The organism is Novosphingobium sp. PASSN1 (genome assembly GCF_002278815.1).
Genome location: NZ_NKIS01000003.1, coordinates 307426 through 322890 on the forward strand (window position 1 = coordinate 307426; position 15465 = coordinate 322890).

Annotated in this window: 15 protein-coding genes; 6 read left to right on the forward strand and 9 right to left on the reverse strand. The window is 65.1% G+C overall.

From position 1 onward, the window contains the following. Positions 1 to 40 precede the first annotated feature (40 nt). The 7 genes from fusA to CFE35_RS07275 form a co-directional block, all read right to left on the reverse strand. Positions 41 to 2134 carry an elongation factor G gene (fusA, locus tag CFE35_RS07245; RefSeq protein WP_292929478.1) on the reverse strand — a complete coding sequence of 698 codons (2094 nt, stop codon included), beginning with the start codon at positions 2132 to 2134 and terminating at the stop codon, positions 41 to 43. Between the two features lie 129 nt (positions 2135 to 2263). Next, positions 2264 to 2734 carry a 30S ribosomal protein S7 gene (gene rpsG / locus CFE35_RS07250; RefSeq protein WP_292929480.1) on the reverse strand — a complete coding sequence of 157 codons (471 nt, stop codon included), beginning with the start codon at positions 2732 to 2734 and terminating at the stop codon, positions 2264 to 2266. A 69-nt stretch (positions 2735 to 2803) separates the two neighbouring features. Further along, a complete protein-coding gene (gene rpsL / locus CFE35_RS07255) occupies positions 2804 to 3175 on the reverse strand; it encodes a 30S ribosomal protein S12 (protein WP_054121067.1) in 372 nt (123 codons plus the stop codon). Between the two features lie 425 nt (positions 3176 to 3600). Continuing rightward, entirely contained in the window at positions 3601 to 4194 is a 594-nt protein-coding gene (locus CFE35_RS07260; RefSeq protein WP_292929483.1) for a winged helix DNA-binding protein, read from the reverse strand. Between the two features lie 55 nt (positions 4195 to 4249). Next, positions 4250 to 4696 carry a hypothetical protein gene (locus CFE35_RS07265; protein WP_292929485.1) on the reverse strand — a complete coding sequence of 149 codons (447 nt, stop codon included), beginning with the start codon at positions 4694 to 4696 and terminating at the stop codon, positions 4250 to 4252. Between the two features lie 41 nt (positions 4697 to 4737). After that, a complete protein-coding gene (locus CFE35_RS07270) occupies positions 4738 to 5115 on the reverse strand; it encodes a hypothetical protein (protein WP_292929487.1) in 378 nt (125 codons plus the stop codon). Between the two features lie 87 nt (positions 5116 to 5202). Continuing rightward, on the reverse strand, positions 5203 to 5784 hold the full coding sequence (locus CFE35_RS07275) for a helix-turn-helix transcriptional regulator (protein WP_292929489.1): 582 nt from the start codon (positions 5782 to 5784) through the stop codon (positions 5203 to 5205). A 297-nt stretch (positions 5785 to 6081) separates the two neighbouring features. Here CFE35_RS07275 and CFE35_RS07280 point away from each other — a divergent pair, with 297 nt between their 5' ends. Both CFE35_RS07280 and CFE35_RS07285 read left to right on the forward strand, forming a co-directional pair. After that, complete coding sequence (locus tag CFE35_RS07280) at positions 6082 to 7734, forward strand: histidine kinase (RefSeq protein ID WP_292929491.1); 1653 nt, start codon at positions 6082 to 6084, stop codon at positions 7732 to 7734. Next, on the forward strand, positions 7734 to 8360 hold the full coding sequence (locus tag CFE35_RS07285; protein WP_292929492.1) for a response regulator transcription factor: 627 nt from the start codon (positions 7734 to 7736) through the stop codon (positions 8358 to 8360). Before CFE35_RS07280 ends, CFE35_RS07285 begins: the two co-directional genes overlap by 1 nt. Positions 8361 to 8408: 48 nt before the next feature. Here the strand turns inward: CFE35_RS07285 and CFE35_RS07290 are convergent, their stop codons facing one another. After that, positions 8409 to 9254, reverse strand: a complete 846-nt coding sequence (locus tag CFE35_RS07290) for a class III extradiol dioxygenase family protein (RefSeq protein ID WP_292929493.1) — start codon at positions 9252 to 9254, stop codon at positions 8409 to 8411. Next, the gene (locus CFE35_RS07295) at positions 9251 to 9703 is read right to left on the reverse strand and encodes a protocatechuate 4,5-dioxygenase subunit alpha (protein WP_292929495.1); all 453 of its coding nucleotides are present in this window, start codon (positions 9701 to 9703) and stop codon (positions 9251 to 9253) included. The genes CFE35_RS07290 and CFE35_RS07295 overlap by 4 nt, the downstream gene beginning before the upstream one ends. 175 nt (positions 9704 to 9878) lie before the next feature. Here CFE35_RS07295 and CFE35_RS07300 point away from each other — a divergent pair, with 175 nt between their 5' ends. From CFE35_RS07300 to CFE35_RS07315, 4 genes are all read left to right on the forward strand, one after another. Next, entirely contained in the window at positions 9879 to 10250 is a 372-nt protein-coding gene (locus CFE35_RS07300; protein ID WP_292929497.1) for a hypothetical protein, read from the forward strand. 271 nt (positions 10251 to 10521) lie between these two features. Further along, positions 10522 to 12288 carry a type I secretion system permease/ATPase gene (locus CFE35_RS07305; protein WP_292929499.1) on the forward strand — a complete coding sequence of 589 codons (1767 nt, stop codon included), beginning with the start codon at positions 10522 to 10524 and terminating at the stop codon, positions 12286 to 12288. Further along, positions 12285 to 13634: an HlyD family type I secretion periplasmic adaptor subunit gene (locus CFE35_RS07310; protein WP_292929501.1), complete on the forward strand. Its 1350-nt coding sequence runs from the start codon at positions 12285 to 12287 to the stop codon at positions 13632 to 13634. The genes CFE35_RS07305 and CFE35_RS07310 overlap by 4 nt, the downstream gene beginning before the upstream one ends. Before the next feature lie 14 nt (positions 13635 to 13648). Further along, entirely contained in the window at positions 13649 to 15451 is a 1803-nt protein-coding gene (locus CFE35_RS07315; protein WP_292929503.1) for a TolC family outer membrane protein, read from the forward strand. Positions 15452 to 15465 lie beyond the last annotated feature (14 nt).

Below are 15465 nucleotides of genomic sequence, written 5' to 3' on the forward strand. Positions count from 1 at the left end.
CCGCCCCTAGATTGATCCGCTTGCTTATGCAAGCTGAAGCTTACGCCATCTTCGCCTTGATCTCGGTCGCGACGTTTGCCGGGACCTCGTCGTAGTGATCGAAGAACATCGAGTAGTTCGCGCGTCCCTGCGTGAACGAGCGGAGCTGGTTCACGTAGCCGAACATGTTCGCCAGCGGGACCATGGCCACAACCGCCTGGGCATTGCCCCGGCTGTCAGTGCCCTGGATCTGGCCGCGCCGCGAGTTGATGTCGCCGATCACGTCGCCGAGGTAGTCCTCCGGCGTGATCACTTCGACCTTCATGATCGGCTCAAGCAGCTTGATACCGGCCTTGCTCGCCACTTCGCGCATCGCTGCACGGGCACAGATTTCGAAGGCCAGTGCCGACGAGTCGACGTCGTGGTATGCGCCGTCATAAAGGAGCACTTCGAAGTCGATGATCGGGAAGCCGATCAACGAACCGGTCAGTGCGGTTTCACGGAAGCCCTTTTCAATGGCAGGGATATATTCCTTCGGAATGTTACCGCCCTTGATCTCGTCCTTGAAGACGAAGCCCGAACCGCGCTCGCCCGGCGTGACCTTGACCTTCACGCGGCCGAACTGGCCGGTACCACCCGACTGCTTCTTGTGGGTGTAGTCGATATCCACCGGCTTGCCGAGGTATTCGCGGTAGGCCACCTGCGGTGCGCCCACGTTGGCCTCGACCTTGAATTCGCGGCGCATACGGTCGACGATGATGTCGAGGTGCAATTCACCCATGCCCTTGATGATCGTCTGGCCGCTTTCGTGGTCAGTCGACACGCGGAACGAGGGATCCTCGGCCGAAAGACGATTGAGCGCGATGCCCATCTTCTCCTGGTCAGCCTTGGTCTTGGGTTCCACCGAGAGCTCGATCACCGGCTCAGGGAATTCCATGCGTTCAAGCACGATCGGGAACCGTTCGGCGCACAGCGTATCGCCGGTGGTGGTTTCCTTCATGCCCGCCAGCGCGACGATGTCGCCCGCGAATGCCTCGTCGATGTCCTTGCGGTCGTTGGCGTGCATTTCGAGAATGCGGCCGACCTTCTCCTTCTTGTCCTTCACCGAGTTCAGGTAGGTGCCCTTGGCGAGCGAACCCGAATAGATGCGGATGAAGGTGAGGCTGCCGACGAACGGATCGTTCATCACCTTGAACGCCAGCGCCGAGAACGGTGCGTCATCCTTGGCGGGACGGCTGTCCTTCTCGTCGCTGTCCATCTTGACGCCCTGGACGTCTTCGATGTCGAGCGGCGAAGGCAGATAATCGACGACCGCATCAAGCAAGGGCTGCACACCCTTGTTCTTGAAAGCCGAACCGCAGACCACAGGCACGAACGACTGGTTCAGCGTGCCCTTGCGGATGCAGGCCTTCAGCGTCGCCACATCGGGCTCGTTGCCTTCGAGATAGGCTTCCATCGCCGCATCGTCCTGCTCGATGACAAGTTCGATCAGCTCCTGGCGGTAGATCGCAGCTTCGTCAGCCAGATCGGCAGGAATCTCTTCATAGAAGAAGTCAGCGCCAAGCGATTCGTCCTTCCAGATGATCGCGCGGTTGTAAACGAGATCGACCAGCCCGCGCAGCTCGGATTCCATCCCGATGGGGATGTACAGCACGGCCGGCTTCGCACCGAGGCGGTCGATGATCGACTGCACGCAGTACTTGAAGTTCGCGCCGGTGCGGTCGAGCTTGTTGATGAAGCACATGCGCGGCACGCCGTACTTGTCAGCCTGGCGCCACACGGTTTCGGACTGCGGCTCCACGCCCGCAACGCCATCGAAGCAAGCCACCGCGCCATCGAGCACGCGCAGCGAACGTTCGACTTCAATCGTGAAGTCGACGTGCCCGGGGGTGTCGATGATGTTGATGCGGTAGTCTTCACCCGCACCGCTGTCAGACTTCCAGAAGCAGGTCGTGGCGGCCGACGTGATCGTGATGCCGCGCTCCTGTTCCTGCTCCATCCAGTCCATCGTGGCGGCGCCGTCGTGGACTTCGCCGATCTTGTAGGACTTGCCGGTGTAGTAGAGGATGCGCTCGGTCGTCGTGGTCTTGCCGGCGTCGATGTGCGCCATGATGCCGATGTTGCGATAGCGCTCGAGCGGATGGCTGCGGGCCATGGGAGTTTCCTTGGGTTCGGGAGGGGCCGGATAATGCCGGCCCGCCCCATAGTGTGCTTAGCGTGACCTTTTCAAGACGGCCGCCTGTTCATCTTGTGACAAACCAGTGGCCCCCTTGGGCACCGATCCTTACCAGCGATAATGGCTGAAGGCGCGGTTGGCATCGGCCATGCGGTGGGTGTCTTCGCGCTTCTTGACCGCGTTGCCGCGATTGTTGGCAGCATCGAGCAGCTCAGCCGAAAGGCGCGCAGCCATCGTGGTTTCGCTGCGGTTGCGCGCGGCAGTGATCAGCCAGCGGATGGCCAGCGCCTGCGCACGCTCGACGCGCACTTCGACGGGGACCTGGTAGGTCGCACCACCGACGCGGCGGCTGCGGACTTCGATCTGCGGCTTCACGTTGTTGAGCGCATCGTGGAACAGCTGCAGCGGATCCGCCTTGGCGCGGGTCTGCATGGTTTCCATGGCACCGTAAACGATGCTTTCAGCGACCGACTTCTTACCATCGAGCATGAGGTTGTTCATGAACTTCGACAGGATCTGATCGTTGAACTTCGGATCCGGCAGGATCTCCCGCTTTTCGGGACGACGACGACGAGACATATTGCGTACTCCTTCGGAACGCGGCTGGCCCAGCCGGGCCTGCCTTGCGATTCCGATCCCAGATGAAACTTACTTCGGACGCTTGGCGCCGTACTTCGAACGCGACTGCTTGCGGTCCTTGACACCCTGGGTATCGAGAACGCCGCGCAGCACGTGGTAGCGCACGCCCGGAAGGTCGCGCACACGGCCGCCGCGGATGAGCACCACCGAGTGCTCCTGCAGGTTGTGGCCTTCGCCCGGAATGTACGAAATCACTTCGCGGCTGTTGGTCAGGCGGATCTTGGCCACCTTGCGCAGCGCCGAGTTCGGCTTCTTCGGGGTCGTCGTGTAGACGCGGGTGCAGACGCCGCGCTTCTGCGGGTTCTGCTCCATCGCAGGGACCTTCGACTTGGTCTTCTGCGGTTCGCGGCCCTTGCGGACCAGCTGGTTGATCGTAGGCATGAAGGACTCTTCACCTTGGTTTGCGGGCGCGGCAGACCGGGGTGAAGGCTTGCGGATGCTCTCATCCAGCGGCGGGCAAGACCAATTCTGGCCTCGCGCCCGGGCGCTGCATGAGCCGAAAACGCTCCACCCGGGGCAATCGCCACCGGGTTACTTTGACGGATTACGGGGTTGCCCGGCCCTGCCCCCGTTTCGGATTGCTCCGATTCGGCAAGCATGTGGACCAAACACAAGAGGGACCCACGAATGACGGAAATCCGCCCTCGAGGCCCCACCTGCCGCGCACCGGCAATGTTCAGCTCTGTTGAACCGATTGGCCTGAGGCCGTTCGGGACGAGCCGCCCTTAAGCCGGATCGGCCCGCCGGTCAAGCATGGTGCAGGCGGCGGGCCGGGCTTGCGGGGCACTTCCAAACCGCCTCGCGCCCTACTCCGCCGCCTCGGCCAGCGGCACTGAACGGCGCAGGATCGATCCGACCGTGTGATCGAGCGTGGCCAGCGCCACGTGGAGCCAATCGTCCATCGCGGCAAGGCCCCGGTCGGAAAGGCGCACGAACGTGCGGCGGCCATCGCGGCCATCGTCCTCGCGCTCGACCAGCCCGCGCGCTTCGAGGATGCGCAGCCAGCGCAGCGCCGTGGTGGGCGGAACATCCGCCCCGATACAGGCGCTGGTGGTGGGCACAGGCCGGTCCTCCCGCGTGGCGACATAGAGATCGAGCAGGATATCCCACGTCGGTTCGCCGAACAGGTCTGAGGGCAGATGGCGATCACGGCGGCGGCGGATGGCATAGCATTCCCGCGCAAATGCCAGCAGCGCATCGGACGTGATCCGCGAAGAGGCAAGCTGCAGGCCAGCGGCGGCCGAGGGCGTGATATCGGCACCGACAGGTTCCCGCTGTGCAGGCATGGCAGTTTCGGCGGCGGCGACCGGTTCGGGCAGCGGCGCTGCCAGAGCGATGCGGCGCAAGCCGGCGCGGCGGCGACCGGTGCGATCAAGGCGGCGCGTGATGCGTGCAGTCATGCGAGGCTCCCGCGGGCGATGGATGCCGTCTGGCGGTGGTTTCGGGCAGGCGCGCTCATGCGAGCCGCCAGGAGTGATAGCGACCAATCCGCCGACGGCGCTCGACATGCGCCGCGGTGCCGATTGCCAGCACCACAAGCTGGAACAGGAAAGGCATCTGCGTCATCGTCCAGTAGGCTCGGCGCACCATGTCCACGTCCCACAGCTTGGCGGCATGACCGAGCACGACGAGCACTTGCGAGGCCGAAACCCACAGCGGCCAGCCGCGATTGGCGTAGAGCGCCACCCAGAGCAGGGTGAAGAAAGCCCAGGTATCGATCACCAGGTGTCCCGGGTTGACCGTGTACCAGGCCGGATCGCCGAACAGCATGTGATTGCCCACATCCAGCGCGAATGTGGAAAGCAGCACTGTCGCCACCAGCCGTTCGGGTTCGTCGCCCTTGCGGGCAGCGAACAGCACGGTGGCGATCAGTGCTATGCGAAGGATCCACAGCCAGGCCATGGCGCATCAGGATCCCCGAAAAGCGGCGGACCAATGCGGCATCAGGCCGCCTGAACCGCTGCAGTCATGCCCGTATCGGCGAGATCTTCGCCTTCGAGCAGTGCGGCGGGCGGGCAGGCATCATTGCCGCCGCAGGTTTCCACCGCGATGGCGCTGAGCCGGCCATGGACGCGGGCAAGTTCGCCACCGGCATCAAGCATCGCCTGCTGGCTCTTGACCAGCCGCATCAGGGCTTCCTGCCCGACAAACGGCCCGACCCCGGTGCCGCGCCGCGCGCCGACCATGGTCTGCAGCAGTTGCGCCTGGCGCAGCAGGGCTTCGTCGAGCGCGGCTTCTGCCTGGTGCAGATCGCGGGCGATGCGCAGCTGCGCGACCGAAAACGGCATTTCCGGCGTCGTGTCGTGTGTGAAAGCAGTCATCCCAGTCTCTCCATGCCAGGGCCCTGACGAGGCCCGCCTTGATCCAAGTGCGAGGAGAAGTTCATCCGGGCCAGGGCGGCCCATGGATCAGTGCGCGATGATCTGCGAAAGCTGCGCAAACATCGCCAACCCACCCATGACGATCAGGATCAGGAACATGGCAAAGACCGCTATGGTCCCAAGCCTGATATATGTCCCGTAAGGTCCGTCGAACATCTCCGGCAGGACGTGGTGGTATGGTTCGGCCAGAGCATCGCCGCCATGGTGCGTAGATCTTGCCAGAGTTTCACTGGCCAGCGCATCCCGGCGGGTCTGCTGCGGCCTGACCCAGTCCGCCATGTCTTCCCGTTCCAGATGCTGCGGCGCATCGATCGGAAGCGCGACGTCGGAAAAATCGTATACGGATCGTTCGTATATGGATGCATCTGCCATGGATGCATCGCTCACGGCCACGGGAGCAGCCGGATCCGCCACGAGGCGGCGATAGGCCTGGGCCACTTCACCGCGCGTGGTGACGCCCAGTTTCGCACGGGCCAGCATGATCCGCTGGTCGACCGTGTGGTGGGAAATGCCGAGGATGCGCGAGATCTCTTTCGAGGTCTTGTGCTCGATCAGCAAATCGAGCACGGCACGCTGCTTATCTGTCAAAGCGGAGAGTGTGTCGGGCAATGGTGACGCCCCTGCGCCAGGAACCGGCCCCAGCACTTGCCCTGATGGACCAGCCTCAACCGGCGGCGGCGGCGCGGCAACAGTCTGGTCCGACTTGCTCATGTTGGTTGACCACCACCCCGATTGCGCCATTGCGGCAGTAAAAATGGATTAATAACGTCTCGACCGCAAGACCAACTCGTCTAATGCGTAGCGATTGAGCCCCCGGCAGCCAAACCTGCGGCATTGCGGCGCGACTCAGAAAATCATATCTCCCCTAACATAGGTTAAATTGGTCCCTAACCGGAGAGTAAGCACGTGACGCGTTCGCGGATGTTCGCACGGCGAACGGGCAAGGTCCTTGCGGCCAGCCGCGCGGCGATGGCGCTCGTGTTTCTCATCGCGCTTTCCATCGATCCGTCGGAGAGCGGGAGCAGCAGCACTGGCGGCCATGTCATGTTCGGGCTGCTCGCTGGCTATCTTGCGGGTGCCACCGCCCTGATCGTGATTGCCTGGCGCAGCTGGTGGTGGGAATTCCGCCTCGCTCCGTGGGTCCACGCAGTCGATACGCTGGCCTTCGTGATCGCGGTCTATTTCTCCGAAGCCACCCGCGCCGATTTCAACAGCCCGTTCATGGCGCTGACCGCATTCCTGCTGATCAGCGCAACCTTGCGCTGGGGCTGGTTCGCGGTGGCCTTGACCTCGGTTGCGCTCGTGCTGCTCAACGTGGTGATCGGTGCGGGCCTGTTCGCGCTCGATCTGCCGATAGAGCCCTACCGGTATGGCCGGCGACTGATGTACTTGTGCGTGCTTTCGATCATGATGGTGTGGCTGGGCGGCGAGCAGCGCGGCCCGCGCATAGCCTCCATGCCGCGCACGCCGGGCACGCCGGGCGAGCGGCGCAATGCCATTCTCGTCGATGCGCTGTCTTTCGTGCGCGGCGCGCTCCAGGCGAGCGGCGCCGCCATCGCGGTGCCGCACGGTGAGGAACCATGGACCGAGGTGCTGCGCGACACCGGCTATGCCGTCATCGTCGACCGGCTCGGCCCCGAAGCGCTCGAAGGCAGCTTTGGCGAACCCGACCGCGCGGCGCTGATCGACCGGGCGCGCGGGCGGCGCATCACCAGCCGGGCAGGATCCTATCCGCTCGCGATCTCCGGCCCGGTCAACGCGCCGCTCGCTGCGCATTGCGGCATCGTGGAAGCCATGATCGTCTCGTTCGAGACGGCGGCAGGCCCCGGCCAGCTACTGATCTGGGGCGTGCCCGACATGTGCATCGATGATCTGCCGCTGGTCGAGGCGATCGGGCACCATCTCAGCACAGAGCTTGACCGCGAGGATCTGGCCGAACTGGCGCAGGCTGCTTCCGCGGCTGCGCTGCGGGATTCGCTGGCGCGTGATCTGCACGACAGCGTCGCCCAGTTCCTCGCCGGCACGCTGTTTCGGCTGGAAGCGCTTTCGCGCTGGATCCGCGAGGGCCATGATCCAACCCGCGAAATCCATGACCTCAAGGCCGCGCTGCGGCGCGAGCAGGGGGAATTGCGCGCCATGATCCAGCGCCTGCGCCGCGGCGAGGAAGGCGACCGCCGCACCGATCTGGTGGAGGAACTGGAAACCCTGTTCGGCGAGATGAGCCAGCACTGGCGCATCGCAGTGCAGCTCGAGCCGCAGATCCGGCCAATGCCTGTCTCCATCGGGCTTGCCCACGAACTGCGGCAGGTCCTGCGCGAAGCGGTGGCCAACGCCGCCCGTCACGGCCACTGCGGCAAAGTGGTGGTTGCGGTGGGGCTTGGCGGCCCCGGCCTGACCTTGCGGATCGCCGACGACGGCGAAGGCTTTCCGGCCGACAGCGCCCCGCCCCGCCCCCGCTCGATCAGCGAACGGGTCGAGGCTCTGGGCGGAACGCTTTCGATCTGCCATAACCATCCGGGCGTTTTGCTTGAAATCGCCTTGCCAAACAGGATTGCCTGATGATCCCCGTTCTTGTTGCCGATGACCATGGCTTCATTCGTGCCGGTGTCGAAGCCGTGCTGCGGGGCAGTCGGTTCCAGGTCGTGGCGGGCACCGCGAGCGGCGAGGAAACCCTTGCCGCGATCGCGACGCATGATCCCGCGATCGTGCTGCTCGATATCAACATGCCCGGCATGAACGGGGTCCAGGCCCTCGAAGCGCTGCGATCCAAGGGCGACAAGCGCGCGGTCGTGCTGCTGACTGCAGGGATCAACGACCGCCAGCTGCTGGCGGTGATGCGCGCCGGGGTTGAAGGGATCGTGCACAAGGACGGGGCGGAAGGCGGGCTTGTCGAGGTACTCGAAAAGGTCGAGGCGGGCGGCAAGGCCATCGACCCCGCATTGCTGCAGCGCGCGCTCGACCTTTCGCTAAGCGCGGACAGCGGCGGACCGCTCGAACGGCTCAACCAGCGCGAGCGGCGGATTGCCCGTCTCGTGGCGCGCGGGATGCGCAACCGCGACATCGGCAGCGAGCTTGGCATCGGCGAAGGTACGGTGAAGGTCTACCTTCACGCGATGTACCAGAAGCTGAGCATCGACAACCGCACCGAACTGGCGCTGCTCGCGGTGGGCGATCCCGGCGAATAAGGCCCGCGGCCTGCCAGACTACACTGGCCCCACTAATACGACTCCCGACTACGCCGGCTCAAGCACGACGGTGGCCGCAGCGGTGTTGCTGATCGGCACATGATAGTTGCGCATGACCATGGTCTGCGGGGCATCGCCCAGCGCCCCGCGCGCCGCGATCCAATTGAGGATCTCCACCCCTTGCGTGCCGGCCAGCTCGGCCACCTGCTCGGCGGTGTGCCCGGTGAGCGCATCGGGATCGGACGCAAGGTTATCGAGGCAGAAGCGGTCGTAATCCGGATTCATGAACCCGGCGCGCCCGCCTTCGAGCTGGTGCGAAAGGCCGCCCGTGCCCATCACCACGATCCTTTCGCTGCCCGGCCACGCGCGCAGCGCAGCGCCCACCGCCCGGCCCAGCGCGAGGCAGCGGCGAGGCGACGGCAGAGGAAACTGCACGGTGTTGATCGCAATCGGCACCAGCTTCACCGGCCACGCCTCGGCATCGGGCCAAGCCAGCTCGAAGGGGATCGACAGCGCGTGATCGACCATCATCTTCTGGCAGGTGGTCATGTCGAATTCGGCCTCGACCAGCGCCTCGATCAGGTGCCACGAAAGGTTCGGATGGCCAGTGAAGCTCTTGTAGACCGGCAGGCCCCAGCCCTCGTCCGCGTTGTGATACGATGCCGCCGCGCCAATGGCGAACGTGGGCATGGCATCGAGGAAGAAGTTAAGCCCGTGATCGTTGTAGAACACCACTGCAACATCGGGTGCGGCATCGGCAAGCCACTGGCGCACCGGCGGAAAGCCATCGAAGAACGGCTTCCAGTAGGCCTCGTGCTGATCGCCGCGCTGGATCGCCCCGCCGATGGCAGGGACATGGCTGGTGAAATAGCCGCCGACAACCTGTGCCATCATGCGTTCTCCCGGCTGCTATCTTCAAGGCAGCGGGCGCGCGGCGCGACATGCAGCCCTGCCATTGCCGGATCGACCGCATTGCGGGCTTCCAGCAGCATGGCCTTGAATTGTGTGACGCTCTGCCCAGTCTGCAATGCGCCGAGATCCTGCACGTTCAGCCCGAAGATCCCCGCCAGCTTGGCGAGGTAATAGACGTTGCCGCCCGCCGCGAGCATCGCAGGCACATCGCGCGCAGCCACGGCGGCGCGCTGCGCTGGGGTCAGGCCATAGGCGCCGCAATAGCCGTCCTCATCAGCGAGGAAGGCCGCGCGGTTGGCCGCATCGTTGAAGGAAAAGCACATCGCGTTGAGCGCGAAGCCGCGTTCCGCCAGTTCGCCATCGAACAAGGCGGTGCCAGGTATCGAGCGGCGCAAGGCTCGCGAATCAGGGCTGTGCGGGGCTGGCAGCATGGGCGCGTCTTTCGCTGAAACGCCGGGTCTTCCCGGTGGTTTGCGTCCTAGCAAGGCGAGACGGCGCAGGAATTGACCAAGGTCAACCAGTCCGGGAACAGTGCGCAGCTAGGCACTGTTACGTAACCGCCATTGCGGATTGTGCAGCGCAGGAACTGTTATCACTATCGCCGTCATGGCTCTCACCAACGCCGAGCGGCAGCGCCGCTACCGCCAGAAACTCAAGGCTCGCGCATCGCCCGATGGCGTTGGCGAACTTGCGCGCATCGCGATGGAGCGGGCGGTGCAGGCGCTGTGGGCCTTTCATCAGCGCCCCGGCCCCGGCGGGATCGATTGGGCGCTGATCGATGGCTGTACCACGCTCGAACAATACCGCTCCGAATTGGAGCGAAGCCCCGGCAACCTAAGCCAGGCCGTGCGGGCGTTTCTGCCCGACTTCTCCGGACTGACGGCTGCCGAAGCGCGCGCAGTTGCGCTGGTGATCGAACTCTCGGACGCGCTGCGCATGGCTCCGCCGCGCCAGTTCAGCCTGCCCGCGCTGGATTAGGCACTCATCGCCTCACTGCGGATGTGAGCGAGAAAGGCGCAACGCCAATCTTCATTCCGCAGCTCGGCAGAAATGTAACATTTGTCCGGCAGTTTTCCCCTCGGCACGCGACAAGGCCTGCGCATTGTCGGGGATGACGGAAAATGCCTACCACGGCAGATCGCCAACGGCTCAGCACCAAGACCCACGCAGTCCTCGCCGTGCTATCGCGGATACAAACGCCCTTGATGGGTTCGGCCCGATCGGTTAGCCGCCATTCGTCAGGAGTATTATGAGCATAGATCGTCAATTTATGCGGCTTTTTGCCGGGCGCTACCGCAGTGGACTCATTCTGGTCGGCATCGCCAGCGTGATGCTCAATGTGCTGGTTTTCGCCGGCTCGGCTTACATGCTGCTCGTTTACGATTCCGTGCTGCCGAGCCGCAGCGTGCCGACGCTGATCGGCCTGTTCGGCATGCTGCTGCTGGTCTACGCGTTCCAGTCGATCTTTGAGGCGATCCGCAGCGAAGCGCTGCTCGGCATTGCCAACGGCGTGCACGATGATCTGTTCGAGGCGGTCCACTATGCCACGGTGACACGCCCCTTGCGCGCCGGAGCAGACAAGGGCGACGGACTGCAGTTCACACGCGATCTCGATTCCATCCATACCTTCCTTGCAGGCCAGGGGCCGATCGCACTGATCGACTTGCCCTGGGTGATCATGTTCATGATCGTGCTGTTTGCCCTTCACTGGTGGCTGGGCCTCACCGCATTGGCGGGTGTGTTCATCATGGCGGGCATCGCCATCGTTTCGAACCGCCGCACCCAGGCCGGATCGCGCGAACTGGCGAACATCACCGGGCGCCGCTCTGCCGCTGCGCTCTCCGAAATCCGCTTCGCCGAAAGCGCGCTCGCGATGGGCATGCAAGAACGGCTGGTGGCACGCACGGCGGGCTGGGAAAACAACTTCATCGAAGCGCAGTCGTACCTCTCGCGCACGGTTTCGCGCCTCGGCGGGGCCAGCAAAGCGTTCCGCATGCTGCTGCAATCGCTGATCCTTTCGGTCGGCGCGCTGCTGGTTATCGATGGCAAGGCGAGCGGCGGCGTGATCCTCGCCTCCTCGGTGCTTTCGGGCCGCGCGCTGGCGCCGGTCGATCAGGCGATTGCCAACTGGAAGGGCCTCGTGGCCGCGCGCACCGGCTGGGGCCGCATCGCGCAGGCCGTGGCCACGTTCCGCAAGCCGTCTGCGCGCGGCGTCACGCTGGAACGCCCGTCTAGCGAGCTTTCGGTGCGCGACATCTGGGTGGCACCCCCGGGGACGCAGCGTTTCACGCTGTCGGGCGTTTCCTTCACGCTTACGCCCGGACAAGTGCTGGCGGTGATCGGGCCGAGCGCGGCGGGCAAGACCACGCTCGTGCGCGCGATCCTTGGCATCTGGAAGCCCAATCGCGGCGAAGTGCGGCTCGACGGCGCAACGCTCGACCAGTGGGATCCGGAAACGCTGGGCAGCTATTTCGGCTATGTGCCGCAGACGGTCGATCTGGTGGACGGCACGATCGGCCAGAACATCGCCCGTTTCGATCCCGAGGCGACTTCCGAAGGGATCATGGCGGCGGCCAAGGCGGCCGGCATGCACGAAGTGATCCTTGCCCTCCCCGATGGGTATGAAACGCCGGTTTCAGCCGGGGCGGTGGAGCTTTCCGCGGGTCAGCGCCAGCGTGTTGGTCTGGCGCGCGCGCTTTATGGCGATCCGTTCCTGCTGGTGCTGGACGAGGCCAATTCCAATCTCGACGCGGCGGGTGATGCGGCGCTGGCCAATGCCGTTGCCGGAATGCGCGCACGCGGCGGGATCGTCATCATGATCACACACCGCCCGGCCACGCTGGGACCATCGACCCACCTTGCAGTGATCAATGCCGGGCGGCTTGCCGATTTCGGCCCGCGCGATGAAGTGATGCAGCGCATGCAGGCCCAAAATCCTCAGCAAGTGCCGAACGCGCAGCAGGGTGCCGGTAATGCCGGGGCCGGTGGAAACCCGGCGAAGGAACCGACCGCATGAACATGCCCACCACCATTTCCGATCCCGCGCGCCAGCTCCTGCCCGCGTTCGGTGAGGATGGCGCGGACAAGGCCAAGGCCCCGGTCCTGCTCAAGCGACTGCTCTTCACGGTTGGCGGACTGCTGATCGTGCTGTTCGTGCTCGCGGCGGTGATCCCGATGGGCGGCGCGGTGATCGGCGGCGGCGCGGTCGGCGTGGAATCGCGGGTCAAACGCATTGCCCACCCCACCGGCGGCGTGATCAAGGCGATCTACGTGCGCAACGGCGAGCATGTGAAGCAGGGCCAGCTCCTGATGCGGCTCGACGACACCGTGACCGGCGCGGACGCGACGTATTCCAACCTCACGGTCGAACAATTGCTCGCGCAGAAGGGGCGGCTGGAGGCCGAGCGGCTCGGATCGGGCAAGCTCGTGTTCCCGCCCGAGCTGACCAATTCCGCCAATCCCAGCGCGGCCAAGGCGATGGCCGACGAAGCGCGGCTGTTCTCGATCCGCCAGACCGAGGAAGCCGGCCTGCGCGCCCAGCTTGCGGCGCGGGTTCTGCAATACAACGAGGAAATCCGCGGGCTGGAATCGCAGATGGCCGCGCTCAAGCAGCAGCGCAAGCTAATCGAGCCGGAGCGGCAGGGCGTGAAGGACTTGTGGGACAAGCAGCTCGTCACGATCAACCGCTTGAACCAGCTTGAACGCACGGCGGTCGATCTGGATGGCAATGTCGGCTCGCTGCAGGCGCAGATCGCGCAGGCGCGTGCGCGCATCACCGAAGCGCAGCAGCAATCGATCCAGCTGGGTCAGACGCGGCGCGTACAGGCAGGCACCGAACTGGCGCAAGTCAACACTGCGCTCAACCAGCAGCAGCTGCGCAGCGTGGCCGCATCCGACCAGCAGGACCGCAGCGAAATCCGCGCGCCCTATACCGGCGTGATCGAGAAGATCGCCTTTGCCGCGATGGGCGATGTGGTGCGCCCGGCCGAACCGATCATGGAGATCGTGCCCGATCGCGATACGTTCGTGGTGGAGGCGATGATCAGCCCGACCGACATCGATCAGGTGATGAAGGGGCAGCCTGCACGGGTGCAGTTCAGCTCGTTCAACCGGCCGACCACGCCCGAAATCCTCGGCCGGGTGACATATGTCGCGACCGACCGCACCGAAAACCCCGAAGCGCACCAGGCCTACTACATGGTGCGGATCGAGGTGGACCTCGCCGCGGTGAAGAAGGAAGGGCTGGCGCTGCGCAGCGGGATGCCCGCCGAAGTCTTCATCGAGACGGGCCACCGTTCGATGATCTCCTATCTCACGAAGCCGTTCATGGACCAGTTCATGCGCGCCTTCCGCGACAACTGAACGGCTGCTCGGTGATGTCCCCTGCCCCCATCTCCCTGCGCGCCGCACTGCTGGCCGCCGGTGCCGCTTGCATGGCGCTGGCCCCCGCAGCGGCGCAGGAGGCCCCCTCCCAGGCCCCCGCATCGGTGCCCATGCAGGGACCGCCTGATACCGGCGTGCAGACTGGCGGCCTGCAGGGCACCGGATATGGCAGCGACGATCCGGACAGCGCACGCGATCAGGGCGATGCGCAGGCGGACGGCAGCGACGATGACGCGATGTCCACTGCCGAACGCATCGCCATGCGGCCCGAACTGCCCGAGGAAACCCCGGCTGACGTCGCCGAAATGGCCTCCATCGGCGCGCCGGTGTCCACGCTGACCGATGCGCTGCGGCTCGCCTACTGGACCACGCCTTCGCTGCTGGCCCAGCGCTCCACGGTGCGCAGTGTCGATTACCGCGTGACCCAGGCCCGCGCCGGTTATGGCCCCCGGCTCAGCTACAGCATGGCCTCGAACTGGCAGCACGACAGCTTCGAGCAGCGGCGCGGCCGCCCGACGCTGGTGCTTTCGGGCATGACGACGACGGCGTCCGCCATTCTCAACCAGCCGCTGTTCACCTTCGGGCGCAATGCCTCGCAGGAACGCGGTGCGCTGGCCCAGCTCGATTTCCAGCGGCAAGTGCTGCGTTCGACCGAGCAGCAGGCACTGCTCGATGCGATCTCCGCCTATATCGGCGTGCTGCGCGACCGGGCCTCGGTCATCATTGCCAAGGACAACCTCGCCGCGCTCGAACGCCAATTGAGCGACAACAAGGCGCGGCTCGCGGTGCGCGAAGTGACCGCGACCGATGTGCAGCAGATCGCCACGCGCGTGTCGCTCGGGCAAGCGCAAGTCTATTCGGCGCAGCGCGATGCCGCGTCGAGCGAGGCGACATTCCTGCGCATGGTCGGCGTGCCCGCAGGCGAACTGGTGCCGCCCAACCCGCTCCAGCTGCCCATGCGCCAGCTGGAAGAAGCCTTTGCCTATGCCGAAACGCATAGCCCGATTATCCTTGCAGCCGAGGCGCGCGAGAAAGTTTCGCGGGCCAGCGTGGCGGCGGCCAAGGCAGACCTCATGCCGCGCATCGATTTTCAGGGCAGCGCGACATACGGTTCGCAAAGCGCCTACAACGATGACCTGCGGCAGCGCGGTTTGCGCGGACAAGTGGTCATTTCCGGGCCGATCTTCGAAAGCGGCCTGCGCCGGGCGCGCGTAAACGAGGCGATGGCGGCCAACGATGCGGATTGGCGCCTGCTCGATGGATCGTTGCGCGAAAGCCGCGCGAGCCTCGCGGCTTCATGGAACGACTGGCAGGCGCAGCAGGCCGCCATCGGCAGTTACCGCGATGCCGAAGCCTCGGCCCGCAAGGCCTATGAAGGCGCGATCCTGCAGCAGCGCGCAGGGCTGATCACTACGCTCGACGTGCTCGATCTGGCCCGCGAACTGCTGGTGGCGCGCAGCAATTCGAACACCGCCATCGCCAATGCCTATATCGCCAAGGCGCGCGTGCTGGCTGCGGCCGGCGCGCTGGAACAGGCTTGGCTGATGCCCGATGCGCCGCGCCACGATGCCGAGCGCCACGCGCGCAAGGTGCGCCACAACGGCGATGTGCCGCTGGTGACGCCGATCCTGCGCGGGCTGGACGGCGTGGCGGCTGTCGGCAACACGGCCACACGCCCGGTGCGCGATCCTGCCGCCACCCGCACGGCCGCGCCGATCCAGATCCTTCCAGCAGACAAGCTGGCCACTCCTGCCGCCTCTCCCGATGGTCAAACTCCGGCGGTGGCCCCGAAATAGTTCTCGCAAGTCCC